The following is a 26,087-nucleotide window of genomic DNA, read 5'->3' as shown; positions in this document are numbered from 1 at the left end:
GAACGCTACGCGGCCGTGACGTTCGGCCGCGTGACGTTCCCCGTCGAGGCGGCGCTCGCCAGGTAGGCGCGCAAGGCGGCGGCCAGATCGGTCAGCAGGATTTCGAACTTCGCCTCGTCGGCCTCGAGCAGGGTGAAGCGGAAGCCCTGGAGGTCAGAGTTGAAGCCAGTCGAGAGCGGCACCACGCAGATTCCGGTGTTCGCCAGCAGGTGCAGCACGAACCTCTGGTCGAGCGCCGGGCTGAGATGTGGGGCGATGATCGCCGAGGCGCTGGGAGTCGCCGGCAGCGACTGATCCAGGTTCAGCGCGCCGTGACGGAAGACCGCAGTCATGTAGAAGGCGCCGCGGGCCGGGTGGATGGCGATCTCCGGAATGGCCGACAGCACTTCGGCCGCACGCTTGGCGCGACGGTCGTAGGCCGCTACGCGCTCTTCCAGATACGGATAGTAGCGCGGATCGCCCATCACCTTCGGCAGCACCCGCTGGGGCAGGGTTGTGGCGCAGACCTCCAGCATCTTGGTCTCAAGCAGCGAACGGGCGAAGCGGTCGAAGTCGGCGTCCTGGTCGCGATTATAAATCTCGATCCAGCCGCAGCGCGCGCCGGGCCAGGGGAATTCCTTGGAGATGCCGCGCATGGCGATGGCCGGCACCTCGCCGATCACCGAGGCCAGCTTGTGCATGCCGGAGCCGGCGTAGGCTAGGTTCGAGTAGATCTCGTCCGAGATCAGGAACAGGCCGTAGCGGCGGGCGATATCGACGATCGCCGCCAGGGTCTCCTGCGGATAGACGAAGCCGGTCGGATTGTCGGGGTTGATGATCAGGATCGCCGCGATCTGCGGATTGGCGGCGACCTTGGTCTCCAGGTCCTCCAGGTCCGGCCTCCAGCCGGCTTGCGGATCCAGGCGATAGGTGATGTGCGGCAGGCCCGCGTGAGCGGCCTCGGCGGACGAGTGGGTCGGATAGGCCGGGTTCGGCCCGATCACCCGGGCGGTCGGATGCAGCGCGCCGTAGATGGTTGAGATGGCGTCGCCCAGGCCGTTGAAGAACAGGATGTCCTCGGCGGTGATCTGGATGCCGCCCTCCAGGTTCCGCTCGTTCGCGATGTAGGCGCGGGTCTCGTCGAGGCCCTTAGTCGGCGAATAGGCGAAGCTCAGGTCGTCCCGAGCCACCTCGCCGACGATCTCCTTGATCCAGGCCGGCGGCCGCTCGCCCTTAGCGACCGGGTCGCCGATGTTCTCCCAGCGGATCGGCTGGCCTGCGGCCGCGATGGCCTTGGCGACTTCGACGATCTGGCGGATTTCGTAGCGGAGGTTGTCGGCTCCGGGATGGACAATGGCGGTACGCAAGGCGGTTCCGTTCGGTCGATCTTTGCTCGGGTGGTCCTGATCCTAGATTGAGAAGGTGAAGGCAAGCTGTGCATGACGCGCGCGTGACGAACAGCCGGCCGCCATGATCGAAAAGGGATCAGTGCAGCGCGAGCGGGGTCTTCCTCGCTGGCACTTAGACCGCCGGATCAGCGGCTGTCGGCGACGATCTCGACCTGCAGCGGGTCCCCGCCGGCGGCGATCTCCAGAAGACGGTCGACGTTCGGGTGCGCGCCCGGGCGGTTGCGCGCGTCAGCCGTATGTTCAGCGAACACGGCCAGGCCATGCTCGGCCGCGGTTCCGTCCAGGGCGCCGAAGGTCTGCTTGAGGTACTGGTATACGGCTAGCGAGCCCTGCTTGCCTGGTTGGTTCTCAATGCAGCCGACCACGTCCCCGTTGCGGTCCACGAGGTCGATGCGCCGCACGCCGTCCACCGAGGGGATTTGCTGAAGGTTTTCCTTGAACGTCGCACCTGGCTGAATCATGGCGGGCCTGCCTCGGGTCACTGAAGTCGGTCGCGGGCCGACACGACCCCTGGCGGGTCCCGCGGTTTGGCGCGAACTGTTCTCCACCCTAGCGATGCTCGCGAGGTTCCGCGAGGGGAGGATCGCCCGCCTTCCTCCGCTGAAGTCTTGGGTCGGCTGATCGACAAGCGTCTACTTTTTTCGAGTGTCCGCTGAGGGAAGGCGCGCGGGCGCCGTCTACAATGGCGGTTGGAGCCGAGGACATGGCGCCGAAGGGCGATGCGAACGTGGACGAGATGGCGCGCCGGTACGCCGCGCCGCTCGCGCGCTATTTTCGTGCGCGTGTCCGCTCGGCCGCCGACATCGACGACATGGTGCAGGAAGTGTTCCTGCGGCTCGCCGCCCGCAAGGGCGCGACGCTGGAGGCGCCGGAGAACTATCTCTTCACGGTTGCGGCCAGCGTGCTGAACGACAGCTTCCGCCGGGCCGCACGCCGCGGGGGAACCCACGCGCTGTTCGACGAGCGGCTGCACGCCGAGGCCGACTTCTCGCCGGAGCGCATGTTCCTCGGTCAGGAGCAATTGCGGGTGGTCGAGCGGGCTTTGCACGAGTTGCCCGAGCGCACGCGCGTGGTCTTCACGCTCCACAGGTTCGAGGAGATGAGCTACGCCCAGATCGCGCGCAGGCTGCAAGTCTCGGTAAGCGCAATCGAGAAGCACATGATCAAGGCCCTGGCCCATCTGGCCAGGCGCGGGAGCCAGGGATGAGCCGCACCACGACCGCGATCGATCCCTATGAAGCCGCCTCGCGGCTCTTCCTCGCGCGGCGCTCGGCCAACTGGGGCGTGGCCGACGCCCACGACCTGGAAGCGTGGCTGGAGGCCTCGCCTGCTCATCGCGAGGCGTTCGAGAGCGTGGAGCGAATGTGGGCCGCTTCAGGCGAGGCGGCGGGTTCGGAGACTCTCAGGATGCTTCGGGCCGAGGCCCTCGCAGCCCGGCCCCAGGGCGCGACGCGGCGTTGGGCGGCGATCGCCGCGACCCTGGCGCTGGTCGTGGCGGGGGGCGGCCTCGGCCTGATGGCGCTGCGCGACAGAGGCTTCGGCGAAGGATCGCCTCAGACCTACAAGACCGGCGTGGGAGAACGGGCGACGGTAAGCCTGGCCGACGGCTCGCGCCTGCTGCTCAACACCGCCACCGAGGTCAAGGTCGACTATTCCGCCCGACGGCGCGGTCTTCAGCTCGTCTCCGGCGAGGCGTGGTTCGATGTCGCCAAGGACTCCTCCCGGCCTTTCGTGGTCGCGGCCGGTCGGCACACGGTGACGGCGGTCGGCACCTCCTTCGATGTGCGGTTGGAGAAGACGGGACTGCGCGTGGCCGTCGTCGAAGGCCGCGTCGCGGTGGAGGCCGCCGGCCAGGGGCGGATCTCGGAGGTCCGGGCCGGCGAGCGCATCGACGTCTCCGGTCGCAGCGCCATCCTGCGGCCCGCGGGCCCGGTTGCGGGCGACTGGCGCGAGGGGCGCATCGAATTCGCCTCCGCGACGCTTGCCGAGGCAGTGGCCGAGATGAACCGCTATCGGCGGACCCCGATCGTCGTCACCGACCCGGCGGTGGCGCGCATGAAGGTCAGCGGCGTCTTCTATGCCGGGGAGACCAGCGGCTTCCTGAGCGCCTTGCCGCTGACGCATCCGGTGTCGGTGGAGACCGGCGCCGACGCGGTCCGGATCGGCGCCGCGCACGACAAAAAAACTTCATCACCGCGATGAGGGGCCAAGGCCCCTTGGCGTCTTCGCCTGGACACCCGCATCGCGCGGGAAGGGATCAAAGGGGGCGCGGCATGCAAGTTCATCATCTCAGGACCATGGCCTTGGCCAGCTCGGCGGCTGTCGCGCTGGTCGGATCGGCGGCTTGGGCCCAAGCGCCCGTGCGCGCGCAGTTCGACATTCCCGCCCAGGACCTCGGCGCGGCTCTGCGCACGCTTGGCGTACAGGCCGGACGCGAGGTGCTGTTCGATCCTGCCCTGGTCGATGGGCGGCGTGCGCCGGCGATTCAAGGGGACCTGGCCGTTTCCGCGGCGGTCCAACGGCTGCTGGCCGGCCAGCCTCTTCGCTCGCGCGAAAGCGGCCGCACCATCGTCATCGAACGCGCGCCGGCGCCGGCTACGGTCAGCAAGGTGTCGACAGCGGCTGCGCCGGTCGCACCTTCCGGGACGGTGGAGAACGTCGCGCCCGCCGAGATCGAGGAGATCGTGGTGGTCGGCTCGAACATCGCCGGCGTCACCGAGCGGGGCCTGTTGCCGGTCTCGGTGGTGGATCGTAGCGAACTCGAGATGAGCGGGGCGGTCACGGCGGGTGAAATGATCGCCGCTCTGCCGCAGTCTGGCGGGCAGGCGTTCAACAACGAGCAGCAGGGCCCCAATCAGGCTCGCGGCGACGTGGCGTCGGCGAACCTGCGCGGGCTCGGTTCTGGCAACACGCTGGTGCTGTTGGACGGGCGGCGCATGGTCGCTCACCCCGGCACCCAGCAGGAAGGCTCGGTCCCGGTCCAGGTGGTCAACCTCAACACCATCCCGGCCACGGCCCTGAAGCGCCTGGAGGTCCTGCGGGACGGCGGGGCGGCGCTCTACGGCTCCGACGCTGTCGCCGGCGTGCTGAACAACGTTCTGGACGACGGCTATGTCGGCGCCGAGGTCGTCGCCCGTTATGGCGGATCGGAGGGCACGAACCTCACCGAGGCCTCGCTCGGCGCCAAGTGGGGCGCACGCTTCAACGACGGCGCCACGCACGTCGCGCTGTTCGGGGAGTACTTCAGCCGCACCGACATGCCCGCCAGCGATCGCGACTATGCGGCGACCGACAACCTCAGCAGCCGTGTTTCAGCGCAGTACGCCGGCAGCTTCGACAACCGATCGAGCCTCACGCCTTGGCTGACTGGCCGGGTCGGGACCGCCGTGACCGGCTTTGGACCGTCGTTCACGGCGTTTCATATCCAGCCCTGTTCCTACACCGGTTCCGACGCTCAGCTTGGCGGGAGCGTCTGTATCGACGGTGGCTCCACAACCCTGGACGGAACCCTGCGCACCGACGAGGGGCCTGAGCGCACCATGTCGCCCAGCTCCGACCGCTACAGCCTGATGGCGGTGGCCAGCCATGACTTCGGCGGTGTCGAGTGGTTCGGCCAGGCGCTCTACTATGGCGCGACGTCGAGCTCTGTCCGCGGCGGCACTACGAATCTGACCTCCGCGCCGCTGAGCATCGGGGCGAACAACCCCTACAATCCGTTCGGCTCCGGCCCTGGGCGACTGGCGGGATATACGGGGCCGGCCCAGGCCATCACCGTGGTCGGGTTGCGCGTCGACGATGTCGGTCGCCGCCGGATCGACGTGGACTCCGACGCCTACCGCCTGCTGAGCGGCGTGCGCGGCAAGCTGGGCGGCTGGGCGTGGGAGAGCGCGCTGCTCTACTCGCACGCTCGCACCAAGGACGTCGAAAGCAACCGCGTCAGCAACACCGCCCTCCAGGCGGCGTTGAACAGCAGCGACCCCGCACGCGCCTACAATCCCTTCAACGGCGGGAACCTGGCCAATCCGGGCGGCTTCGACGCGACCCTGAACCCGGCCGCGGTGGTCGATCCGCTGCGGGTCAGCATCACCCGCGATGGGACCACCAGCCTGGCGCTGTGGGACGCCAAGATCAGCAATCCCCAGGCCTTCACCCTCGCCGGCCGCGACGTCGGTCTGGCCTTCGGCGCTGAATGGCGGCGCGAGACCTTCAAGGACGACCGCGACCCGCGGATCGATGGCACGATCACTTTCGCGACCTCCGGCGGGCCGACGAGCGACGCGATGGGGTCCAGCCCGACGCCCGATACGTCCGGCTCGCGCAAGGTGTTCTCGGCGTATGCGGAACTTCAGACAAAGCTGATCCCCGAAGAGGCCGACATCCCGTTCGTCCGCAGCCTGGACCTGCAGCTGGCCGCACGCTTCGAGGACTATTCCGACATCGACGAGCAGATCGTCCGCCCGAAGGCGGCGCTGGGTTGGCGGCTGAACGACTATCTCCTGGTGCGGGCCGCTTATTCCCAGGGCTTCCGCGCGCCGAACCTCGAGACGGTGAACGCGTCCGAGATCCGTCGCGTGCAGGAGAACCTCACCGACTACTACGCCTGCGCGGTGGCCCAGGGCGTTACGCAGTTCGCCAACCTCAACCGCTCCGCCTGTTCGACCTATCGGTTCAATGTCGAGGACGTGCGGGCCGGCAACCGGGCGCTCAAGTCCGAGACCAGCGAAAACTTCAGCGCCGGCATCGTCTTTACGCCGACGCCTGACCTCCTGTTCTCCGTCGACTGGTGGCGCATCGAGCAGGAGGGCGTGGTCGGGGTGTTCGAGTCGCAGGACCACCTGAACCTCGACGCCATCGGCCGGCTCGGCGGTTCGGGGCCGAACCCGGCTCTCACCCGCAATGCGCTGGGCGAGCCGGTCCGCATCGCCAACCAGTTCCTCAATCTCGACTCCCGCACCATCGAGGGCATCGACCTGGGCGCGACCTGGCGCATCGACGGTACGGACTTCGGCGACTTCCGCCTGGGCCTCGATGTCGCCCTGCTGCAGAAGTTCGACCAGACGCCCTCGGCCGAGGCGGCCGCGCTTCTGGCCGCCGGCCTGCCGGCCAGCGCAGGCGGCTCGCTGATCGAGCAGGACGACAATCCCCGCACCCGCGGCCAAGCCTATGTCACCTGGTCGTCTGGTCCGTGGGAAGTGTCCGGCTACGCCCGCTATGTCGGGGCGGTGAAGGACTCCTCGGCCCTGCTCTACAAAGGCGACGATTGGCTGACCTTCAACGCGGCCGTCGGCTATGCGCCGGAAGAGGGGGCCTTGGCCGGCGTCGCCTTCCGGGTCGGCGTGAACAATATCGCCGACAAGGACCCGCCGCTGGCCGACGAGACGTTCGGCTATTTCACCAAGCTCTACAGCAATCGTGGGCGCTACTGGTTCGCGCAGGTCAGCAAGAGCTTCTGATCTGAGAGCCTTTACCAGGCCCGCGAGCCGCCGCATCGCCGCTCGCGGGCCGTGTCCTTCCCGGAGTTTTCATGCGCCTTCCCGCGACCCTGGCCGCCCTTCTCGCCGCCGCCAGCCTGACGGCGCCGCACCTTGCCTTCGCGCAAGCGCCAGCCAAGGGCGCCGCAGAGTACATCCTCGACTATGACGCGATCCATCATCCGGTGATGGGGCGGAAGGGCATGGTGGTCAGCCAGAGCGAGATCGCCTCGCGCATCGGCGCGGACATCCTGCGCAGGGGCGGCAATGCGGTGGATGCGGCGGTCGCCACGGGCCTGGCCCTGGCCGTCACCCTGCCGCGGGCCGGCAATCTGGGCGGCGGCGGTTTCATGCTCGTCCATCTGGCCAAGGCGCAGAAGACGCTCGCCGTCGACTACTATGGCCAGGCTCCAGCCGCGACTCGCGGCGACCTGCTCGTCGGCGTCAACGGCAAGCTCGACCCAGCCAAGCGCTACTCCCACCGCGCCGTCGCCGTTCCTGGGACGGTGAAAGGCTTCTACGAAGTGCATCGGCAATACGGCCGCCTGCCATGGCGCGACCTTGTGCAGCCGGCCCTGGACCTGGCCGCGGGCGGCGTCGTTCTGACCGACGACATGGTCTATGCGACCCAGGTGTACAGCGAGGCGCTGCTCGCCGATGCGCCGTCGGCCAAGGCGCTCTACAGGCCAGGCGGCGGCGCCTACGCGCCCGGCGACCGGCTGAAGCAGCCCGACCTCGCCTGGTCGCTGCGTCAGATCCGGGATGGCGGCGCCGACGCCTTCTATCGCGGCGAGCTCGGGCGTCGGGTCGTGGCCGGCGTGCAGGCCGGCGGCGGCGTGCTGACGCAGCAGGACTTGGCCGACTACCAGATCCGCATCGAGCAACCGCTATGGTGCGACTATCGGGGCGTCCCGGTCGCATACATGCCGCCGCCGGCCGCCGGCGTGCTGCTTTGCGAGCTGATGAACATCGTCGAACGCTATCCCATGGCGGACTACGGCCAGAACAGCGTCCAGTCGCTGCACGTCACGGCCGAGGCGATGAAGCTGGTCTTCGCCGACCGCGCGCGCTTCATGGGCGGCTGGCCCCAGTACACGCCGCCGGTGGGGGGGCTGTCCAGCAAGGCCTATGCGGCCGAACGGGCCAAGCTGATCGACCTCGACAAGGCGATGGACAAGGCCGTGGCCCCAGGCGATCCGCTGACCTTCGAGAGCCGCGACACCACCCACTATTCCGTCGCCGACGCCGAAGGGAACGTCGTCAGCAACACCTTCACCCTGGGATCCTCGTTCGGGGCGCACGTGATGGCGCCCGGCACCGGCTTCTTCCTCAATGACGCCATGGCCAACTTCGCGTGGAGCGGTGCAGAACCGGCCAATGCGCCGGCGCCGGGCAAGCGGGTGATCTCGACCATCACCCCGATCATCGCCTTCAAGGACGGCAAGCCCTGGTTGGCGTCGGGCACCCCCGGCGGGACGCGCGTCATCGGCGCGATGGCTCAGCTGATCAGCAATGTGGTCGATCACAGGCTCAACATCGCCGAGGCCACCAGCCGGCCGCGCATCTTCCAGGCCGCCAGCGACACGCCCGTGGAGTTCGAGCCCGGCTTCCCCATCGATATGCTGAAGTTGATGGAGGCCAAGGGCCACAAGGCCAGATCCAGCCTCACCATGGGGTCGACCCAGTCGATCGTCATCGAGGCGGGCGTGTTCGAAGGCGGCGCCGACAGCCGCCGGCCGGATGCTGCGGTCGCGGCTGTCGACTGACGATCTAGGGCCACGAGGTTTCGCGACGAGGTCGAGGCCAAGAGGTTTCCAGAACCGTCGAAGAAGATCGGAATCCCTAGCGTCTCAATCGAACGGCCGAACCATCCCCAACGCGAAGAAGGCCGTCGTGCGTCAGTCGGGAGGGTTGCAGGCTGGGTTGCCCAAGGCGCGCGAGATGATGTTCACCTGCCGTACCTATGACGGGCGTCAGGCCGTCGAGATGGGGTTGGCCGACACCTGGGCGCCGGACGCTGGTTTCGAAGACGCTGTCGCGGCGCTTTGCGCCGAGATCGCAGCGAATTCGCCATTCAGCCACGCCGCCAATAAACGCCTGCTGGCGGACACGGACGGCTTGCCGCTCGCCGTTGGTCTCGCGCACGAAGTTCATCGCTGCGAAGGCGTTGGTCCAGACTCCCGCGCTCGCATTGAAGCCTTCGCCGCGCGCCGTCGCGTTTAGCTGGTCGGTCTCGCCGCGAACTGAGTCTGCTCTTCGGTTAGAAGCCTTCGTCTCCTGTTGGCGCGGACCAGAAGCGCCACTACCCCGGCGCGCCGCCGAGCCGTGTGGAAGCTCGGGGCTTCACCGCCAAGGGCTTCGGCAACTGGTTCTCAGACGGGGCGCGCAAGGCGGGCTTGTCAAACTGCAGCGCCTACGGGCCGCGGAAGTCGGCTGCTGTCCTCACCGCCTGGAGCGAGCCTCAGATCAAGTCTCCGGCCGGCTATTTCGAGCGGCAGACGCCTGATCCGAACGATACGGTCGCGGTCGATGCGTAGCTGAAGCCCGAGGGCAAGGCGCAGGTCGCCACCGACGCCTGCGCCGGCTGCCATGGCGAGGGCTTCGTGGGCCGGTCGGTCGGCCCGCGCCTGGCTGGGCAAGGTGAGGCCTATCTGGGTCGCACAGCTTGTGGCCTTCAAACGCGGCGAGCGGCCAGATCCGACCGAGGCGATGAATACTACCGCGGCCTCGCTGTCCGATCAGGATATTAAGACCACCGCGCTACCTGGCCGGCCTCACCCCGGGATCGCCGCGCTAGCGCTGAGGCCGGCCGCCTTCTCAAGGAGCGCGCGCACGCCCGGCGTGACCATGACGATTAGGTCGCCGGGCGGCTGCTTGCCGAAGAAAGCAAAGATCGGCCGGGCGGAAGCCTCTTCGAAGGCCTCGCATCGCGCCAGGATCGCCTGGCCGCGGGCCGCCGCCTCCGGCGTCAGCGGGCGACCGGTCTCGATGGCGTCCAGCGCCAGCGTTCCGATGGCGGCGAGCTCGGCGATGTCGGCCGAGACGGGCAGGACCTCGGCGAGCGACGGATATTGGGCTGACATGGCCGTCATACGGCGGTGGTTGACGTCCCAGAGGTCGAAGTCGGCGCGCAGGGAGGGTGCGAGACTGCGCTCGCCGCCGGCGTAGCGGCGGGCGCGGTCGACGAAGCCGCGGGCGACCAGGCTGTCGACCGGCGCGGCGTCGGCCGCGGCGTTGAGGTGTTGGACGACCTTTTCGCCGCGCAGGATGGCCGCGACCCGCTTGTCGTGGGCCATGTGACGGACCGAGCCGACCAGGTCGAGCAGGGTGAGCAGCGGCTCGGACGCCCCCGGCGCCAGGCGCGAGGCCATGCGCGCGCGATTGGCACGGTCCTGCAGACCGGCGGCCCGCAGGCGGTCCTGCTGCACGGCCAGGCGGCGGTACATGTCGGCCGGATCGCGGACGTCGCGGCGCGACCAGAAGCGCTCGGCCAGGGTCGCCGCGCGCGGCCAAAGGCGCGCGTCGAGCATCTCGTCGGTGACCAACTCGGCCCACACCGGCGCCTCGCCGCCCAGGACCAGCGCCTCCTGTTCCTGCGTCAGCGCCGGCAGCGGATTGGCGACGAGGGCGTCGGTGAGGATGAGGCCGACCAGCGGGTGCAGCTTACGACCGGCCTGGGCCTCGGCCGGCGTGAGGCCCGCGGCCGAGGTGTCCAGCGGGTCGATGGCGTAGTGGTGGGCGGCCGGGTCCAGCAGATCGAGATAGTAGCCGGCCGAGACGATGGTGCGGTGGCCCTTGGCCGTCGCATGCGCCGTGGCGTTGGAGGTCTGCCAGGCCTGGACGACGACGTCGCGGGGCAGGGCGCCGCTGGCGGCGACCTCTTCCCAGCCGATCATGGTCTTGCCGTGCCGGCGTAGGATTTCGCGAATGCGACCGTGGAAATAGGCCTCGACGGCTGCCTTGTCGGCTAGGCCGTGCTTGGCCTTGAGCGCGTCGATCTGCGGATCCCCGGCCCAGGAGGCGGCGTTCACCTCGTCGCCGCCGGCATGGAAATAGGCGTCGGGAAACAGGTCGGCCATCTCGCCGAACAACCGGTCGAGGAAGCGGTAGGTCGTCTCGCAAGCGGGGCTCAGGGCTGGCCCGCCGATCGCCATCGGGCCGGCGGCCTTGGCCGGCCGGGCGCCGAGTTCGGGATACGCCTCGATCAGCGCCTTGGTGTGGCCGGGCACGTCGAACTCGGGAACGATCCGAACGCCGCGGTCGGCTGCGTAGGCGACCAGTTCGCGGATCTGATCCTGGGTGTAGTAGCGGCCGCCGCTGGCGACCTCGTGCAGACGCGGGTATCGGCGGCTCTCGACGCGGAAGCCCTCGTTGTCGCTGAGGTGCAGATGCAGGACGTTTAGCTTCACCGCTTCCATGGCGTCGATCTGCCGCTTGAGGGTCGGCAGGGCCATGAAATGGCGGGCGGTGTCGATCATCACCCCGCGCCAGACGAAACGAGGCCGGTCGTCGACGGTCATGGTTGGAGCGCTGACGCCGACGGGAGAGGTCTCGACGATCTGGCGCAGGGTGGCCAGACCGCGGAGCACGCCGAGAGGGCCGTCGGCCTCCAGGCGCACGCCCTGCGGCGTGATCGACAAACGGTAGGCTTCTCGCGCCTCCAGCCCCGCCCGCGCTGGATCGGGGCGGCACGCGATCTCCAGCCGCGGGCCGGCGCCAGGCTTGAGCTCGACGCCGGTGAGACGCTCCAGATCGGCCTGGAACCTCGTCAGCGCACGGTCGAGAAAGGCGTCGCGGCAACCTTTGTCCCACGCGACCACGAAGGCGCCGGCGATCGGCAGCGCGCCCTCCCCGAGATTCAGCGTCTGCGGCAGCGGCATGAGCGTGGGGGTGGCGAAGGCCGGGGGGCCGAGGGCCAGGGCGGCCGCTGCGCAGGAGGCGGCTAGAGCGAAGCGGGCAGGGGACATGGAAGCCTCCGGGAAAGGTGCGGGCGGCGAAGCGGGGAACACCTCGCCGCCCTGTGAAACCTCAGCGGAGGAAGGTCCGCCGGGGCTCCGATCTGGGATCAGTAGGTCGCGGTGACGCGCAGCCCGAAGTAGCGGGTGTTGTCGCGGCTCATCCCGGTGCGGGTGCGGATCACCGTGCCGGCGGGCGGCTGATAGATGCCCATGGTCGTGCCGTAGGTCTCGGCGCTCTCCTCGAAGAGGTTGTTGGCCAGCAGATCGAACCGATAGGTCCCGTTGGTGAGGCTGGCGGCGGCGTCGACGAAGGTGGTGGCCGCAAGGTTCTTGGCTGGGTCGCCGAGGAGATCGGTGTTGGACTTGCTCTGGGCGCGGACCGTGCCGCTCAGGATCAGGTCGTAATCGCCGACGAGCTGGCGGAAGGTGTAGGCGCCGCTGAACGTGCCCCGCCACTTGGGCGCGCTGGCCAGCGAGCGGCCCGCCAGGTCGCGCTGCACCGGCCGCGCGGCCGTCTCGCCCGGAACCACGATGGTCTCGCAGCCCAGCGCCACGGTCTGGCCGGTGTAGCAGGGAGCGTAGGGGAAGGATTCGATCTTGGCGTCGGTGTAGGAGACCGCCGCGTTCAGGCGGAAGTCGCTGGTCACCACGGCCGCGGCCGACAGCTCCACGCCGCGAGTGCGCACCTGGCCGACCGAGGCCAGCTTCAGCACCGGGATCGTGTTGGCCATGGTGGCGTCGTAAAGGATCGTCTGGAGCTGGTAGTTGTCGTAGCGGCTGTCGAAATAGTTGGCGTTCAGCACTAGGCGACGGTCGAACCATTCGGTCTTCAGGCCCGCCTCGACGGCCTTCACCTTCTCAGGCTCGAGCGCCGTGAGCGGGCGCACCATGGCCACGGTGTTGTCCTCGGCGTCGTAGACCGGCCCCTGCGAGGCCTTGCCATAGGTGACATAGGCCATGATCGCGTCGGTAAGGTGATACTGGGCCGAGATGTCGTAGTTGACATAGTCGCCCGAGGCCGAGCCGCGGCTGACGATCAGGTCGTTGATCTTCGGGAAGGGGATTGTGATGCCGTTCTCAAGCCGCCGGCTGGTTGCGCCGATCGGCTTGAAGGTCCAGTCGTAGTCGATCTCGTCCTTCTCGTAGCGCAGGCCGCCGGCCAGGGTCAGCTTGTCGGTGACGTCGTAGGAGGCGTGGGCGAAGATCGCGACCGCCTCCTGGCCGAACACTCGGTGCCAGTCCACCGGCAGCAGGAAGCGAGTGTAGTCGTAGGTGTTCTCGGTCTTCGAATAGAAGGCGCCGACCACGTACTGGAAGGCGGTAGTGGTCGGCGAGGTCAGCCGCACCTCCTGGGTCATGTAGTTGGTCTTGTTGAAGATGTGGGCGAAGCCGTCGAAGTCCGGCCGCATGGCCATGTTGACCAGGGTCGAGGCGGTCAGGTCGGTGCGCGAGGGATTGGTCTCGCGCAGGTACGAGGTGATCGAGGTCAGGGTGCTTTCACCCAGGTCGTAGTCGATCCGGATCACGCCGCCGTCGTTCATGGTGCGGCTCTTGGAGTCGCGCGGCGAGGAGAAGCCGTTCTGGCCGGGACCGACGGCGGCCGGGCGCAGCTCCGAGAACGGCCGACGCGGGCCGTTGAAGTCGTAGGGCGTGAAGATCTGCGAGGTCGGGATCGACGAATAGGCGAGGATGAAGGCGCCCAGGCCCTGTTCCACCGCGTTGCGCTGCTGATGGAAGGCGGTGAGGGTGACGGTCAGGTCGTCGGTCGGGGTCAGCTCCAGCTTGCCGCGCAGGCCGCTGACCTCGGAATAGGTGTCCGTGCCGGTGGTGAGGTTGGTCAACAGGCCGCGGGTGTGGCGCGAATAGGCCGACAGGCTGAAGGCGGCCCAGTCGGTGACCGGGCCCGAGACATAGGCGCCGAACTGGCGTTCGTGGTCGTCGGTGACCATGGCGGTGGCGAAGCCGGTCCAGGTCTTGGACGGCGCGCGGGTGACCAGGTTGATCAGGCCGCCGGTGGCGTTGCGACCCGACAGGGTGCCTTGCGGCCCGGGCAGCACCTCGACCCGCTCGATGTCGATCAGGTTGTTGGCGAGGGTGGCGCGCGAGGGCTGGGGCACATCGTCCAGCGTGACGCCGACCTTGTTCTCGGCCCCGATGCTGGAGGCCGAGGTCGCCACGCCGCGGATGCTGAGCCCGGTCCCGGAAATCGCCGGCACCAGCTTCTTCAGGTCCGAGATCTCGGTGACGTTGCTCTGGGCCAGTTCGTTGGACCCGACGACCTGGACGGGCTTGGGAATGTCCTGGACGTTCTCGGCCCGCTTCTGGGCGGTGACCACCAGCTCGGCCAACATATTGTCGGGCGTGGTCTGCGCGGCGGCCGGCGCGGCCAGTGCCGCGAGGGCCAGGCCCGAAGTGGCCAGCAACAGCCCGCGAATGGAAATGCTCATCTTTCCCCCTGTTTCGGCGGCCTTTTCACCGCCTGGTTGTGTAATCGATATCATGACGCGCCGACGCGCTTCGGAATGGGAGGCGGAGCCGAAAGGAACGGGTACTGGGGCGGGCGCAAAGCGGCGCGCCCGCGGCGGCTGTCTCGAATTCTGAAGCGCCCCGATGCCCCGGAGTCGGGCGCAAACTAGATCGGCAATTTACATCCGGTCAATACCGCATGTATCTGAGGTCGTCGGCGCAGCCTTGCGAAGGCCTGCGCGCTGCGTGGATATATCGGGCAGCCGGCCAGGAATCGCAGATGACCGAACGACCGCCCAGACTGACCCAGGCCGAGCGCAGCGCGCGGACCCGGGCGCGGGTGATCGAGACGGCGATCACCAGCCTGCACACTCTGGGCTATGCGGCGACGACCACCTCGCTGGTCGCCGACCGTTCGGGCAGCCGCGGGGCGATGCTGCACCAGTTCCCGACTCGCGCCGACCTGATGGCCGCGGTGATGGAGGCCGTCGCAGAGGAGGAGATGGCGCTCTACGACGCGCGTTACGCCGCCATCCCCGATCCGTTGGAGCGGGTCTACGCCATCCCCGAGGTGGTCTGGGAGGTTCTCAGTCGCCCGGCCGGCGTCGCGGTGCTGGAGATCCTGCAGGGCTCGCGCAGCGACCCGGCCATGGCGGCGCGGCTGGCGCCGGTGCTCGAGCGGGTCTCGAAGAAAGCGGCGCGAAGCCTGACCAAGTGGTTCCCGCCCGAGTTCGCAAGCAGCGTGGCCGAGATGCGGCTGGTCGTCTGGGCGATCCGGGGCCTGTCGATCTCCACTGTGCTGGAGCCCGGCGTCGGCGACGTCCAGCAATCGATCGGGCTTCTACGACGCCTGATGGAGACCATGCATCCGCGGAAGGAGGCGAGGGCTTAGGGCGTCGCGGGCGCGGCGCGCCAGCGCCATCCTTCGTGCCCTTGAGAAACTCCCTGTTCTTCCCTGATAAGCAGGGAAACCGGGGTGCAGCTTTCCCGGTCGGAGACGGGCGCGGGAATTCCCGCCAAGTCCCTGGAGAAGGGCGCGGGTCGGCGCTCCGAATTCCCACTTGTCGGGCGAATAGGGCCGAGCTGCCCGAGCGTTGCGCCCCAGGCTTCGCCAACCTCCGCGAGACCTGCGTTGAACTCGCGAGGACGGTGGCTCTAGGCCTGGCTAACGGATTGAGATCGCACGCTGATTCGCGGCTGGACTAGGTTCCGCCAGGGCCAGCTTTAAGCTTCGAAGTGGCCAGTTCAAACCTGCGCCAACACAGATAAGGCTTTGCGCTGGCGGTGCGCGCAGTTTGGGGTCGGCGAGTCTCTATCGACGCTTTCTCACGACGCGCCGCCCGGCGCCAGTTCGGGCGCGATCACGGAGGTGAGGCGCACGGCGAGGTCGATCATCCGTTGGCGAGGCGTGACCCTGGATCGTCTCGTCCCGTAGAGCACCGTGCTGCCCTCCGAGATCAGGGCGATGAATTGGACGAGGTCCCGCACGGCCTGCGGGTCCGCCGAGGGGTAGGCGGCCTCCAGCGTCGCGGCGACCTTGCCCATCAGCTCATCGTAGAGGTCGTCGATCGCTTCGCGCACGATCTCGTCATGCAGGGCCATGGCCCAGAGTTCGCGAAACAGCCACATCGCTTCTTCTGCGACGGCCTCTTCCAGCAGCCAGCGAACCAGATCCTCCACACCGCGCCCAGGCGTCCTGAGGACTTGTTGAAAGCGATCCAGATAGCGCGTGATCAGCCGGCTGATCAGCGCTTGGACGAGCTCAGGCTTGGTCGGATAGTGATAGGTGAGGTTGCCCAACGCAATCGCCGCCTCCTGCGCGACGCGCCGGGTCGAGAAGCCCGCATAGCCGTGGCGCCGCAGAACGATCTCGGCGCTGTCGAGGATCTTCTCGCTCACGCTCCGTGAATCCGCCGCCGCCTCATGGCTCCTCCGCGCTCGCGGATTCGCCTTCGCCAAATCGATGTCGCTCATTCGGGCAGCCTATAGCAGGACTTCCTTGACAGTCTAGGACGGTCGTCCTACTCAATCTAGGACGAATGACCTAGGCAATGCAGCCGGATATAACCGGCCAGCAGGGAGCATGACCCATGGCAGACGATGGCGCTGTCGCCCGCGAGAGCCTGGATGCGGCTGCAATCGCGCTCGAGGACATCGACGTCAGTAATCCGGAGCTTTGGCGGACCGACAGCCACTGGCCCTACTTCGCGCGGCTGCGGGCCGAGGACCCGGTTCACTTCTGCCCGAAGAGCCAGTTCGGTCCTTATTGGTCGGTGACGAAGTTCAACGACATCATGGCGGTCGACACCAACCACGAGGCGTTCTCATCCGACATCCGCTACGGCGGCATCGCCATCCTCGACGACCTGTCGAAGGACGCCTTGCCGATGTTCATCGCCATGGACCCGCCCAAGCACGATCACCAGCGCAAGGTGGTCGCGCCCATCGTGGCCCCGGCCAATCTCGCGCGGATGGAAGATCTGATCCGGTCACGCGCAGCGAAGATCCTGGACGAGCTGCCCATCGGCGAGACGTTTGACTGGGTCGACAGGGTCTCCATCGAGCTGACGACCCAGATGCTGGCGAACCCTGTTCGATTTTCCGTTCGAGGACCGACGCAAGCTCACCTACTGGTCCGACGTCGCCACGACCCTGCCGGCGCCCGGGGCGCTGGTGGAGACGGTCGAGGAGCAGACCGCAGTCCTGATGGAGTGCCTCGATTACTTCGTCCGCCTGTGGAACGAACGGGTCAACGCCGAGCCGGCCTTCAACCTGATCTCCATGCTGGCGCACGGCGAGGCCACCCGGAACATGTCGCCGATGGAGTATCTGGGGAATGTCATTCTCCTGATCGTCGGCGGCAACGACACGACCCGGAACACCATGACCGGCAGCGTCCTGGCGCTGAACCAGAACCCCGATCAGTACCAGAAGCTGCGCGATCATCCCGAGCTGATCCCGTCCATGGTCTCCGAGACGGTTCGCTGGCAGACGCCGCTCGCGCACATGCGGCGAACGGCGACGCGGGACACCGAACTCGGCGGCAAGACCATCAAGAAGGGCGACAAGGTGGTCATGTGGTACGTCTCGGGCAACCGTGACGAGACGGTGATCGAGAACCCCGACCGCTACATCATCGACCGCGAGCGACCGCGCCAGCACATGTCGTTCGGCTTCGGCATCCATCGCTGCGTGGGCAACCGCCTTGCCGAGATGCAGTTGCGCATCGTCTGGGAAGAGATTCTCAAACGCTACCCGGTGATCGAGGTCATGGGCGAGCCCGTTCGCCCGGCCACGCCATTCGTCAAAGGCTACACCAGCCTCCCGGTCCGCATTCCGGCTTCGAGCGCGCTGCCAGCCCGCTCGGCGCCGGCCGAAGCGCCGCCGCCGGTCGAGCGGCCGACGCTCTATCGGCAGTCCAAGACGGTCCTGGCCTCGGCCACGGCGGTATCGGCGGCCGCGGCGCTGCTCTTCAACCTGATGCCGGCGCTGCTGGTCGCCGCTGCGGCCCGCTTCGGTCTTCATGAGAACCAGATCGGACTGGTCGGCTCCAGCTACCTGGCGGGTTTCGCGCTCGTCGCAACGACCTCGAACCTATGGATCGACCGGTTCAACTGGCGCCGCCTGGTGGCGGGCGCCTCGGCCCTATCTGTGGCGGGCCTGGCGAGTTGCGCGGCGGTAGGATCCTACGCGGTGCTGCTGGCGGCCCTGGTGATCGCCGGGGCCGGCCTGGGGGTGCTCTACACCGTCTGCATCGCCGTGGTCTCGGAACATCATCGGCCTGACCAGGCGTTCGGCTTCAAGCTCGCAGGCGAGGTGGGGCTCGCCATCGTCGCCCTGCTGGCCCTGACGACGTTCGTCACCGCGCGATGGGGGTTCTCCGGCGCGGTCCTGACCCTGGCCGGCATGGTTGGCGTGGCGACGCTCTGCGGACTTCGCGGAATGCCGGCCGGCCGCGCGCTCACCCCGCCCGAGCGACGCTTTGCGATGCAGCGTCTGGCCGGCGGCCGCTCGCCGGTCCTGCGCGATTGGGCGCCTTGGCTCGGGCTGTCGGCGCTGTTCGTCGCCTTCGCAGGCCTGGCCGCGCTCTGGGCGTTCATCTCCGAACTCGCCCCGACGTTCGGCGTCAGCCCGCAGGCCGCCGACGGCGTCCTGACCGCCACCCTGGTGGTCAGCGGCGTGGCGGGCCTCGCGGCCGCCTTCCTGGGAGACAAGCTCGGGCGTGCGAAGCCTCTGGCGGTGGGGATGCTGCTGGCGATCGCCGGTGTTGCGGCGCTTCAGTGGGGCCAGGGCCTCGGCGCCTATCTGGCCGGCGTCGTGCTGGCCGGGGGGCTGTGGAACTTCCCCATGGCCTATCAGATGGGGATGATCGCCTCGTCGGACGGCCGCGGCAATGTGGCGGTGCTGATGCCGGCTGCGCTCGCCGTCGGCGGCGCGCTCGGGCCGATGCTGGCAGGCTCGCTGCTGACCGGCGCGCACGGCTTCATGCCGCTCTACGCCCTGTTCGCGGGCGCGGCGGCGGTCAGCCTCGCCGCGTTCATGGTGCTGGGGCGCCGTCTCGCCTCGGGCCGCCCCTGAACCGCAGGAGGGCGCCGGGAGGCGCCTTCCGCAACCATTCAACCTCCTGCAGATACTGAAGAGGCGCGCCCCTGGAGGGCGGCGAAACGCTCCATGCCGAAAATCACCTACATCGAGCACAGTGGCGATGCGCACGTCGTCGAGGCCAACGCCGGCCTGACGGTCATGGACGCGGCCGTGAAGAACAACGTCCCCGGCATCGACGCCGACTGCGGCGGCGCCTGCGCCTGCGCGACGTGCCACGTCTATGTGGAGCCGGCCTGGCTCACGAAGGTCGGCGGCCGCACGGCCATGGAGGAGAGCATGCTGGAGTTCGCCGAGGGCGTCGAAGAGAACTCGCGGCTCTCATGCCAGATCCGGATCGTCGATGCGCTGGACGGCCTGGTCGTGCGTCTTCCGCAAAGCCAGCACTGATCGGGCTGGCGATGGTGGGAAATCTGAAGGTCCGACGGTTGATCGGCGGCGCGGCGCTCATGGCGCTGTCGTTGCTCTGCGCCTGCAGTCAGGGCGTTGACGCCAGGCGCATCGAAGCGGCTAAGGCCGGCGAATGGTTGAGTTATGGCCGCGACTACGCCGAGCAGCGGTTTTCGCCGCTCGATGCGATCAAGCGCGACAACGTCGTCCGTCTGGGCGTCGCCTGGTGGGCCGATCTCGATACGGACCGGGGGCAGGAGGCCACGCCGCTCGTCGCGGACGGGGTCCTCTATACGACCACGGCCTGGTCCAAGGTGCTGGCGTTCGACGCCAAGACCGGCAAGCGGCTCTGGGCCTTCGATCCGAAAGTCCTGGGCGCCAAGGGCTTCGACGCCTGTTGCGACGCGGTAAACCGAGGCGTGGCGCTGTGGAAGGGGCGTGTCTATGTCGGAACCCTCGACGGGCGGCTGATCGCGCTCGACGCCCGGACCGGCGCGCCGGCCTGGAGCGTCCAGACGACGCCGACCGGCCAGCCCTACACGATCACCGGCGCGCCGCGGGCGGTGAAGGGCCTGATCATCATCGGCAACGGCGGCGCGGAGTATGGCGTCCGCGGCTACGTCTCGGCCTATGACGCGGCGAGCGGTAAGCTCGTCTGGCGCTTCTACACCACGCCCAACCCCCAGGGGCGCGCCGATGGCGCGGCCTCTGACGCCGTCCTGCGCGAGAAAGCCGGTTCGACCTGGAGCGAGGGCGCGTGGCGCCAGACGGGCGGCGGCGGCACGGTGTGGGACGCTATCACCTACGATCCGAAGCTCGATCTTCTGTTCGTCGGCGTCGGCAACGGTTCGCCCTGGAACCACAAGATCCGGTCCGGCGGGCGCGGCGACAACCTCTTCCTTTCGTCGATCGTGGCGCTGAAGCCGGACACCGGACAGTACGTCTGGCACTACCAGACCACGCCGGGCGAAAGCTGGGACTTCACGGCGACCCAGCACATCATGGTGGCGGACCTGCCGATCGACGGGCGCGAGCGCCGCGTGGTCATGCAGGCGCCCAAGAACGGCTTCTTCTACGTTCTCGACGCCGCCTCGGGGCGACTGCTCTCGGCGGAGAAGTATGTCCCGGCCGATTGGGCCGAACGCATCGACCTCCGGACCGGCCGGCCGGTCGAGACGGCGAACGCGCGATATCTGAGGGAAAACCTGCAGACCCCAGGCGCGCTGGGCGGCCACAACTGGCAGCCGATGGCCTTCAATCCGAAGGGGCGTCTCGTCTACATCCCGGCGCAGATCCTCCACATGAGCTACAGCGACCCGGCCCGCTTCACCTATGTCCCTGGCGCATGGAACATGGGGCAGGGGGCGGCGACGCCGCCGGCGGACGGCAGGGAACCTCCCGTGAGCGGCGCGCTCGTCGCCTGGGATCCGGTGCTGCAACGCGCGCGCTGGACCGTGAACTTTCCCGAGCCGTGGCGCAGCGGGGTGCTGGCGACGGCGGGCGATCTGGTGTTTCACGCCGCGGGCCACGACCTGATCGCCTTTGATGCGGCGAGCGGCGCAAAGCTGTGGCGCGTCGACGTGGGCGCGGCCGCCATCGCTCCGCCGATCTCATACGCGGTCGGCCGCGAGCAGTTCGTCGCTCTGATGGTCGGCTATGGAGGCGCGGCCGCGATCGGCGGCCCAGAGCCGCGCAGGCAAGGACGCCTTCTGGTCTTCAAGCTTGGCGGAGACGGCCGCCCGCCCGCCTTGCCTGAACCCTTCGTGGCGCCGCGCCTCGACGTCAGTTCCGCCACGCCGTCGAAGGGGGACCCCGCGCATGGCAAGGCGCTGGCCGACCAGTTCTGCGTGACGTGTCACGGAGCCGAACAGTTCTTCCCGGTCCTGGCGCGTTCCTCGGCGATTCTGGAGCCTGAAGGGTTCCGCGCGATCGTCCTGGAGGGCGCGCTCTCGACCCAGGGCATGGCTTCGTTCCGGCGCTACTTCAACGAAACCGATGTCGAAGATCTGCGCGCCTATCTGCTGGCCGAAGCGCGCCGGCCCCCGCCGGCCCACGCTCAGATGTTCACCCATGGGCGATGAGCGGTGCGGCGCAGTTAGGCTTCCAGTTCGTCGGCGCTCGGCTCGAAGGGCAGTGTAACGCTCTCCCCGCGCTCTGCGGCCTGGATCAACGAGCCGCGTCGTTCGATCCGGGCCGGCAGGTAGACGCGGCTATAGGCCAGGCACGCCTCCACAGCTTCATCCTGATAGTCCTGGGTGATGTAGCCGTGGCGACGCACCGACAGGGTCCATATGGCGTCGAGGATTCCCAGGCGCACTTCGAACAGGCGATGGGTGTCGCTAAGGATCGGCATGTGGAAGACGCGGTTCATGCGGTCGTAGTTCGAGGTCGAGATCTTGTCGGCCGCGATCCGGTCGATGTTCTTGGCGTTCACGCCGCCATAGCCGCCGTAGAAGATCTTCAGCGCCGGCGGGTGGCGATTGTAGAAGGCGCGGCCGCGGTCGATGTCGATCAGGAACAGGTCGGTCCAGTTGTTCAGGCGGCGCGCTTCGATAGGCGTCCTGTGGACGTCCAGCAACTGCACTATGAAGCGCTGGGCCAGGGCGTCGTAGGCCGCCTCCTTGGTCGGAAAGAAGTGGTAAGCGGACGGCGGCGGAACGTTGGCTCGCTCGGCGATCTGGTAGAGACCGATCTCGTCCGGGTTGGTCGACTGCAGCAGGCTCTCAGTCGCGTCCAGCAGCGCGTTGAACCGAAGCAGGCCCCGGCCGCGGGACGGCGTGCGCGGACCTTCGCGTCGGCGAGGCTTTGTCTCCTTCCCCGCGGCGGCGTCCGATGTCCCCATCCTGCAAGTCTCTCCACTCGATATTATTCAACTATCCTGCGGTCTGAGATGGCGGAAAGTCGTCAACTTGGCAAGAATTCAGGCCTTGGGTCGCGTCTGCGGGCTGTCGGCTCGTGCTTCGTGAGGCGGATTGGCTGCGGCGTGCGCTGGGCGCCGCGTGGGGCCGCGCCCCGGCGCTGAGCGTGGGCGCGGCTCGCTATTCTTTGAAAAGCTCAAGAACCGCTTGAAATTCGATTTAAATTGATTTTCTATCAGTTTCAGGAGCGGGAGAAACTCGCTGAGGGTCTCACATGGCGTCTTGCAGTCCCGGCCATACGCGCGAGATGAAAAGGCCGTCGACGGTGGGCATTTTGTCCCCTGGGATCAATATTATGACGGTGAGATTCCCCGGCGCGGCCGTGAAGGGGCGGCCCGACCGGCGTGGGCTTTCGAGTCAGAAGCCGAGTGCTTCCCCATACGATTTTTGTCGAGTGCCGGGCGCGGTGCGCGATCTCCATGCCCCCATCTGATCTCCAATGGAGTTTGAATGACATGTCCCAGAACGCCGTCTCCGCGCGCCCCTCGGCCACCATGCGCCGCCTGCCGTTCGGGGCGCCGGCCGAAGAGGTCGCCGCCGTCGTCGAACTGGAGGGAGGCGTCATCCTGACCGCCGCCCTCTCGGCGGCCGAGGTGGCCGCGATCAACGCCGATCTCGACCGCGAGTTCGATCGGTTGGCGGGCGGCAATTTCTCGGATGGCGGACAGACCTTCGTCGGCGACTTCATGGGCCACAAGACCAAGCGCCTGGCCCACTGCGTCAAATACAGCCGCACCCTGCGGGAGGCCTTTTACGACGCACCGATCATCCGGGAGTATCTGGCTGCGATGATGCCGGGGCCGGCGGGGAGCCATACGATGTATGCGAGCCACGGGATCGAGATCTATCCCGGCGAGCGGCCCCAGGAACTGCACCGCGATGGCGGCGGCCTGATGGAGGTCCTCGGCGTCGGCGGCCCCGGCGGTCCGAATCTCCAGGTCAACTTCCTGCTGGCCTTGACCGACGTCACCGAGGAAATGGGCGCGACCCGCGTGATCCCCGGCAGCAACCACTGGGAATCTTACGAGACGCCGGGAGAACAGTCCCAGACCATTCCGGCGACCATGTTCCCCGGCGACGTGCTCTGCATCAGCGGCAAGGTGCTGCACGGCGGCGGCGCCAACGTCACGAAGGATCGGCGACGCCGGGTGCTGTCGACCGCGTTCAGCCCCGGGATCATCCTGGGTGAAGAGGCGTGGCCGCATGTCATCACGGCGGACGAGGCGCGGACCTACCCGCAGCGCCTGCAGTCCTACCTCGGGTTCCGCTCGATCTCCTACAAGGGCGAGCAGCCCGGCTTCCTGTGGCGAGCCCATACGCGGCCTCTGGAAGAGCATCTGGCGCTGTAGGCGCGCCTGAGAACCCTTCTCGCAGCGGCGCCTGCGGGCTTTTTTCAGGCCGGCGCCGCCGCTTCGTCAGCATTGCGGACAATTGTCGAATATGAGCGCGCAGATCGCCGATGCGGCCAAGCCGGAGCACTTTGAGGTCCTGATCGTCGGGGCGGGGATCTCCGGGATCGCCGCGGCCTATCACCTGCGACGCGATGCGCCGCAACGGAGCTTCGTTATCCTGGATGCGGAGGCCTCGTTCGGGGGAACCTGGCGCACCAACCGTTTCCCGGGGATCCGGTCGGACAGCGACCTCTACACCTTCGGCTACGGGTTCAAGCCGTGGTCGGGCCCTCCGATCGCCACAGGGGCGGAGATCCTGAACTATCTGAGCGAAGCGGTGGACGAGAACGATCTGCGCCGCCACATGCGCTTCGGCCACCGCGTAGCGGACGCGCGATGGAGCAGCGAGGCGGGCCTCTGGACGGTGATCGCCGAGACCGCGGATGGCGGCGTCCGCGTATTCACCGGCCGCTTCCTGTTCATGTGCCAGGGATACTTTCGCCATCGCGAAGGCCATATGCCCGATTGGCCAGGTAAAGCCGACTTCGCGGGCCGGCTGGTGCACGCCCAGGAGTGGCCCGACGACCTCGATCTGGCCGGCAAGAAGGTCGTGGTGGTGGGGTCGGGCGCGACAGCGGCGACCATCGTTCCGAACATCGCCGAGACCTGCGCGGAAACCACCTTGCTGCAGCGCTCGCCGACCTATTTCGCCTATGCCGACAACAGCAATGAGCTCGCCGATCGGCTGCGGGCGCTGAAAGTCGACGAGGCCTGGATCCACGAAATCGTACGGCGCGACATCCTCGCCCAGGAGGCTGCGCTCGCGGACAGTTGCCGCGATACGCCCGACGAGGTCCGCGCCGAGCTGCTGGCGGCGGTCGAAGCCATCGTAGGGCCGGAGATCACGCGGGCGCACTTCTCGCCCAGCTACCGGCCCTGGCGCCAGCGCCTGGCCTTCCTGCCGAACGCCGACATGCTGCACGCGATCCGCGCCGGGCGCGCCGCCATGGTCACCGACGAGATCGAGCGGTTCGTTCCCGACGGAGTGCTGTTGAAGTCAGGCCGGACCCTGGCGGCGGACGTCGTGATCGCGGCCACCGGCTTCAACATGAATGTCTTCGGCGACATCGCCTTTACGGTCGACGGGGCGCCTTTCGATATCGCGAGCAGCGTCGGCTATCGCGGCATGATGTTCAGCGGCCTGCCGAACCTCGCCTGGGTGTTCGGCTATTTCCGATCCAGCTGGACGCTCCGTTCGGACCTGTTGGCCCAGTTCGTGATCCGGCTGCTGGAGCACCTCGATGCGCGGGGCGCCAATTGGGTGGAGGTCTCGCCGCCGTCGGACGTCGATCGTCTGCCGCGGCGACCGTGGATCGACCCCGAGAACTTCAATCCGGGCTACCTGACCCGCGCGCTACCGCAACTTCCGCGCAGCCTGGATCATCCCGAATGGCGCCATAGCCAGGACTATCTGGCCGACAAGGAAGCCTTTCCGGCGATCGACCTGGACGGTCCCGCCTTCCGATATGACGGCCAGGCTGCTGCGCAGGTCCTGCGCGCATCCTCGGAAACGGTCTGATGTGTCGCGGTAGCGCGACTAACGATGTTTGATTGGCGTGTCTGGCCGGCCCGCCCGTAGGGGAGTGAACTGTCATGGCTGAAGTCGAGAGGGTGACCGCGGCGTCGACCGCCCAGGACGTCCTGGCGATCCTCGAGCGCGATGGAGGAGTCATCATCGAGGACTTTCTCCCCGCGGAAACGATCTCCGAACTGAAAGCGGATCTGCTGCCGAAGCTGGCGGCGAAATCGACGGGCGGGGATCCCTTTTCGGGCGCTCAGACCAAGCGGATGAGCGCGCTCTTCGCCCACTCGCGTCGCATGGCCGACGTCGCCACGCACCCCCTATATCTTCCGGTAGCCGAAGCGCTGATCAATCGGCCGGTGGTCTACGGGGCGGGAGACCAGAGGCGGGAGTTCTATCCCGGCATTCGGATCGGCGTGACCCAGCTCATTCAGATCGGGCCCGGCCAGGGAGCCCAGCCGCTGCATCGGGACGATACGGCCTTCCTTTGGCGACATCCGACCTATGGCCGCGAGGCGCGCCTCCAGGTCATGGTGGCGATATCCGACTTCACCGCCGAGAACGGCGGCACGCTGGTTATTCCGGGCAGCCACCTTTGGGATGACGAGCGCGTCCCGAAAATGTCGGAGGCCCGCCCCACGATCATGAAGTCCGGGTCGGCGCTGCTGTTCGTCGGCAGCTGTTATCACGCCGGCGGGACCAACACGACCTCCGACCAGCTAAGGACCGGCCTGACGATCACGATCGATGCGGCCAATGTCCGCCAGGAGGAGAACATGTACCTGGCGCTGTCGCGCGACGTCGTGGCCAGCTATCCGGAGACAATTCAGCGCCTGCTCGGCTGGTCGTCAGGCGTCAATCACATGGGCTGGGTCGAGGTGGACGGGCAGATGGTCGACCCGATCACTTTGCTGAACTAGC

General features: G+C 67.8%; 20 protein-coding genes and 1 pseudogene. 15 read left to right on the top strand and 6 right to left on the bottom strand.

The window, feature by feature from the left end; genetic code table 11:
- Positions 1-5: 5 nt before the first annotated feature.
- Both ACE3T2_RS09025 and ACE3T2_RS09020 read right to left on the bottom strand, forming a co-directional pair.
- Complete coding sequence (locus tag ACE3T2_RS09025; protein ID WP_374656790.1) at positions 6-1,346, bottom strand: pyridoxal phosphate-dependent aminotransferase; 1,341 nt, start codon at positions 1,344-1,346, stop codon at positions 6-8.
- A gap of 167 nt (positions 1,347-1,513) precedes the next feature.
- Positions 1,514-1,849 (bottom strand): DUF2322 family protein, encoded by a 336-nt coding sequence (locus ACE3T2_RS09020; protein WP_374656789.1) that lies wholly within the window; start codon positions 1,847-1,849, stop codon positions 1,514-1,516.
- Between the two features lie 242 nt (positions 1,850-2,091).
- Here ACE3T2_RS09020 and ACE3T2_RS09015 point away from each other — a divergent pair, with 242 nt between their 5' ends.
- The 7 genes from ACE3T2_RS09015 (at position 2,092) to ACE3T2_RS08985 (ending at position 9,609) form a co-directional block, all read left to right on the top strand.
- On the top strand, positions 2,092-2,595 hold the full coding sequence (locus ACE3T2_RS09015; RefSeq protein WP_374656788.1) for an RNA polymerase sigma factor: 504 nt from the start codon (positions 2,092-2,094) through the stop codon (positions 2,593-2,595).
- Positions 2,592-3,590: a FecR domain-containing protein gene (locus tag ACE3T2_RS09010; RefSeq protein ID WP_374656787.1), complete on the top strand. Its 999-nt coding sequence runs from the start codon at positions 2,592-2,594 to the stop codon at positions 3,588-3,590. The genes ACE3T2_RS09015 and ACE3T2_RS09010 overlap by 4 nt, the downstream gene beginning before the upstream one ends.
- Before the next feature lie 71 nt (positions 3,591-3,661).
- Positions 3,662-6,841: a TonB-dependent receptor gene (locus ACE3T2_RS09005; RefSeq protein WP_374656786.1), complete on the top strand. Its 3,180-nt coding sequence runs from the start codon at positions 3,662-3,664 to the stop codon at positions 6,839-6,841.
- 71 nt (positions 6,842-6,912) lie between these two features.
- The gene (ggt, locus tag ACE3T2_RS09000; protein ID WP_374656785.1) at positions 6,913-8,625 is read left to right on the top strand and encodes a gamma-glutamyltransferase; all 1,713 of its coding nucleotides are present in this window, start codon (positions 6,913-6,915) and stop codon (positions 8,623-8,625) included.
- A gap of 127 nt (positions 8,626-8,752) precedes the next feature.
- Positions 8,753-9,082, top strand: coding sequence for an enoyl-CoA hydratase/isomerase family protein (locus tag ACE3T2_RS08995; protein ID WP_374656784.1), 330 nt, complete (start codon positions 8,753-8,755; stop codon positions 9,080-9,082).
- A 104-nt stretch (positions 9,083-9,186) separates the two neighbouring features.
- Positions 9,187-9,396, top strand: coding sequence for a hypothetical protein (locus ACE3T2_RS08990; protein ID WP_374656783.1), 210 nt, complete (start codon positions 9,187-9,189; stop codon positions 9,394-9,396).
- On the top strand, positions 9,397-9,609 hold the full coding sequence (locus tag ACE3T2_RS08985) for a cytochrome c (protein ID WP_374656894.1): 213 nt from the start codon (positions 9,397-9,399) through the stop codon (positions 9,607-9,609). It begins immediately after the preceding gene.
- A 24-nt stretch (positions 9,610-9,633) separates the two neighbouring features.
- Here the strand turns inward: ACE3T2_RS08985 and ACE3T2_RS08980 are convergent, their stop codons facing one another.
- Together ACE3T2_RS08980 and ACE3T2_RS08975 are read right to left on the bottom strand one after the other, a co-directional pair.
- Entirely contained in the window at positions 9,634-11,826 is a 2,193-nt protein-coding gene (locus tag ACE3T2_RS08980; protein WP_374656782.1) for a beta-N-acetylhexosaminidase, read from the bottom strand.
- Between the two features lie 98 nt (positions 11,827-11,924).
- Positions 11,925-14,264 (bottom strand): TonB-dependent receptor, encoded by a 2,340-nt coding sequence (locus ACE3T2_RS08975; protein ID WP_374656781.1) that lies wholly within the window; start codon positions 14,262-14,264, stop codon positions 11,925-11,927.
- Positions 14,265-14,563: 299 nt separating this feature from the next.
- Between ACE3T2_RS08975 and ACE3T2_RS08970 the strand changes: the two genes are divergently transcribed.
- Positions 14,564-15,175 (top strand): TetR/AcrR family transcriptional regulator, encoded by a 612-nt coding sequence (locus tag ACE3T2_RS08970; RefSeq protein WP_374656780.1) that lies wholly within the window; start codon positions 14,564-14,566, stop codon positions 15,173-15,175.
- 434 nt (positions 15,176-15,609) lie between these two features.
- Here the strand turns inward: ACE3T2_RS08970 and ACE3T2_RS08965 are convergent, their stop codons facing one another.
- Positions 15,610-16,257 (bottom strand): TetR/AcrR family transcriptional regulator, encoded by a 648-nt coding sequence (locus tag ACE3T2_RS08965; RefSeq protein WP_374656779.1) that lies wholly within the window; start codon positions 16,255-16,257, stop codon positions 15,610-15,612.
- 116 nt (positions 16,258-16,373) lie between these two features.
- Between ACE3T2_RS08965 and ACE3T2_RS08960 the strand changes: the two are divergent.
- The 4 genes and pseudogenes from ACE3T2_RS08960 to ACE3T2_RS08945 form a co-directional block, all read left to right on the top strand.
- Positions 16,374-17,625, top strand: a pseudogene (locus ACE3T2_RS08960) (cytochrome P450); the annotation flags it as partial.
- Complete coding sequence (locus ACE3T2_RS08955; RefSeq protein ID WP_374656893.1) at positions 17,617-18,861, top strand: nitrate/nitrite transporter; 1,245 nt, start codon at positions 17,617-17,619, stop codon at positions 18,859-18,861. The pseudogene ACE3T2_RS08960 and the gene ACE3T2_RS08955, both read left to right, overlap by 9 nt.
- A gap of 93 nt (positions 18,862-18,954) precedes the next feature.
- Positions 18,955-19,275, top strand: coding sequence for a 2Fe-2S iron-sulfur cluster-binding protein (locus ACE3T2_RS08950; protein ID WP_374656778.1), 321 nt, complete (start codon positions 18,955-18,957; stop codon positions 19,273-19,275).
- An 11-nt stretch (positions 19,276-19,286) separates the two neighbouring features.
- Positions 19,287-21,356 (top strand): PQQ-dependent dehydrogenase, methanol/ethanol family, encoded by a 2,070-nt coding sequence (locus ACE3T2_RS08945; protein ID WP_374656777.1) that lies wholly within the window; start codon positions 19,287-19,289, stop codon positions 21,354-21,356.
- 14 nt (positions 21,357-21,370) lie between these two features.
- Here the strand turns inward: ACE3T2_RS08945 and ACE3T2_RS08940 are convergent, their stop codons facing one another.
- Entirely contained in the window at positions 21,371-22,117 is a 747-nt protein-coding gene (locus ACE3T2_RS08940; protein ID WP_374656776.1) for a TetR/AcrR family transcriptional regulator, read from the bottom strand.
- Between the two features lie 531 nt (positions 22,118-22,648).
- On the opposite strand from ACE3T2_RS08940, the gene ACE3T2_RS08935 reads away from it, so the two are divergent.
- The 3 genes from ACE3T2_RS08935 to ACE3T2_RS08925 all read left to right on the top strand — a co-directional run bounded on the left by ACE3T2_RS08935 (position 22,649) and on the right by ACE3T2_RS08925 (position 26,086).
- A complete protein-coding gene (locus ACE3T2_RS08935) occupies positions 22,649-23,542 on the top strand; it encodes a phytanoyl-CoA dioxygenase family protein (RefSeq protein ID WP_374656775.1) in 894 nt (297 codons plus the stop codon).
- Positions 23,543-23,633: 91 nt separating this feature from the next.
- Positions 23,634-25,163: a flavin-containing monooxygenase gene (locus tag ACE3T2_RS08930; protein WP_374656774.1), complete on the top strand. Its 1,530-nt coding sequence runs from the start codon at positions 23,634-23,636 to the stop codon at positions 25,161-25,163.
- Between the two features lie 74 nt (positions 25,164-25,237).
- On the top strand, positions 25,238-26,086 hold the full coding sequence (locus tag ACE3T2_RS08925; RefSeq protein ID WP_374656773.1) for a phytanoyl-CoA dioxygenase family protein: 849 nt from the start codon (positions 25,238-25,240) through the stop codon (positions 26,084-26,086).
- The last annotated feature ends 1 nt before the right edge of the window (position 26,087 follow it).

The organism is Phenylobacterium sp., from assembly GCF_041919955.1.
In the GTDB taxonomy this organism is placed as follows: domain Bacteria; phylum Pseudomonadota; class Alphaproteobacteria; order Caulobacterales; family Caulobacteraceae; genus Phenylobacterium.
This window is presented reverse-complemented; position numbering and strand designations above follow the sequence as displayed.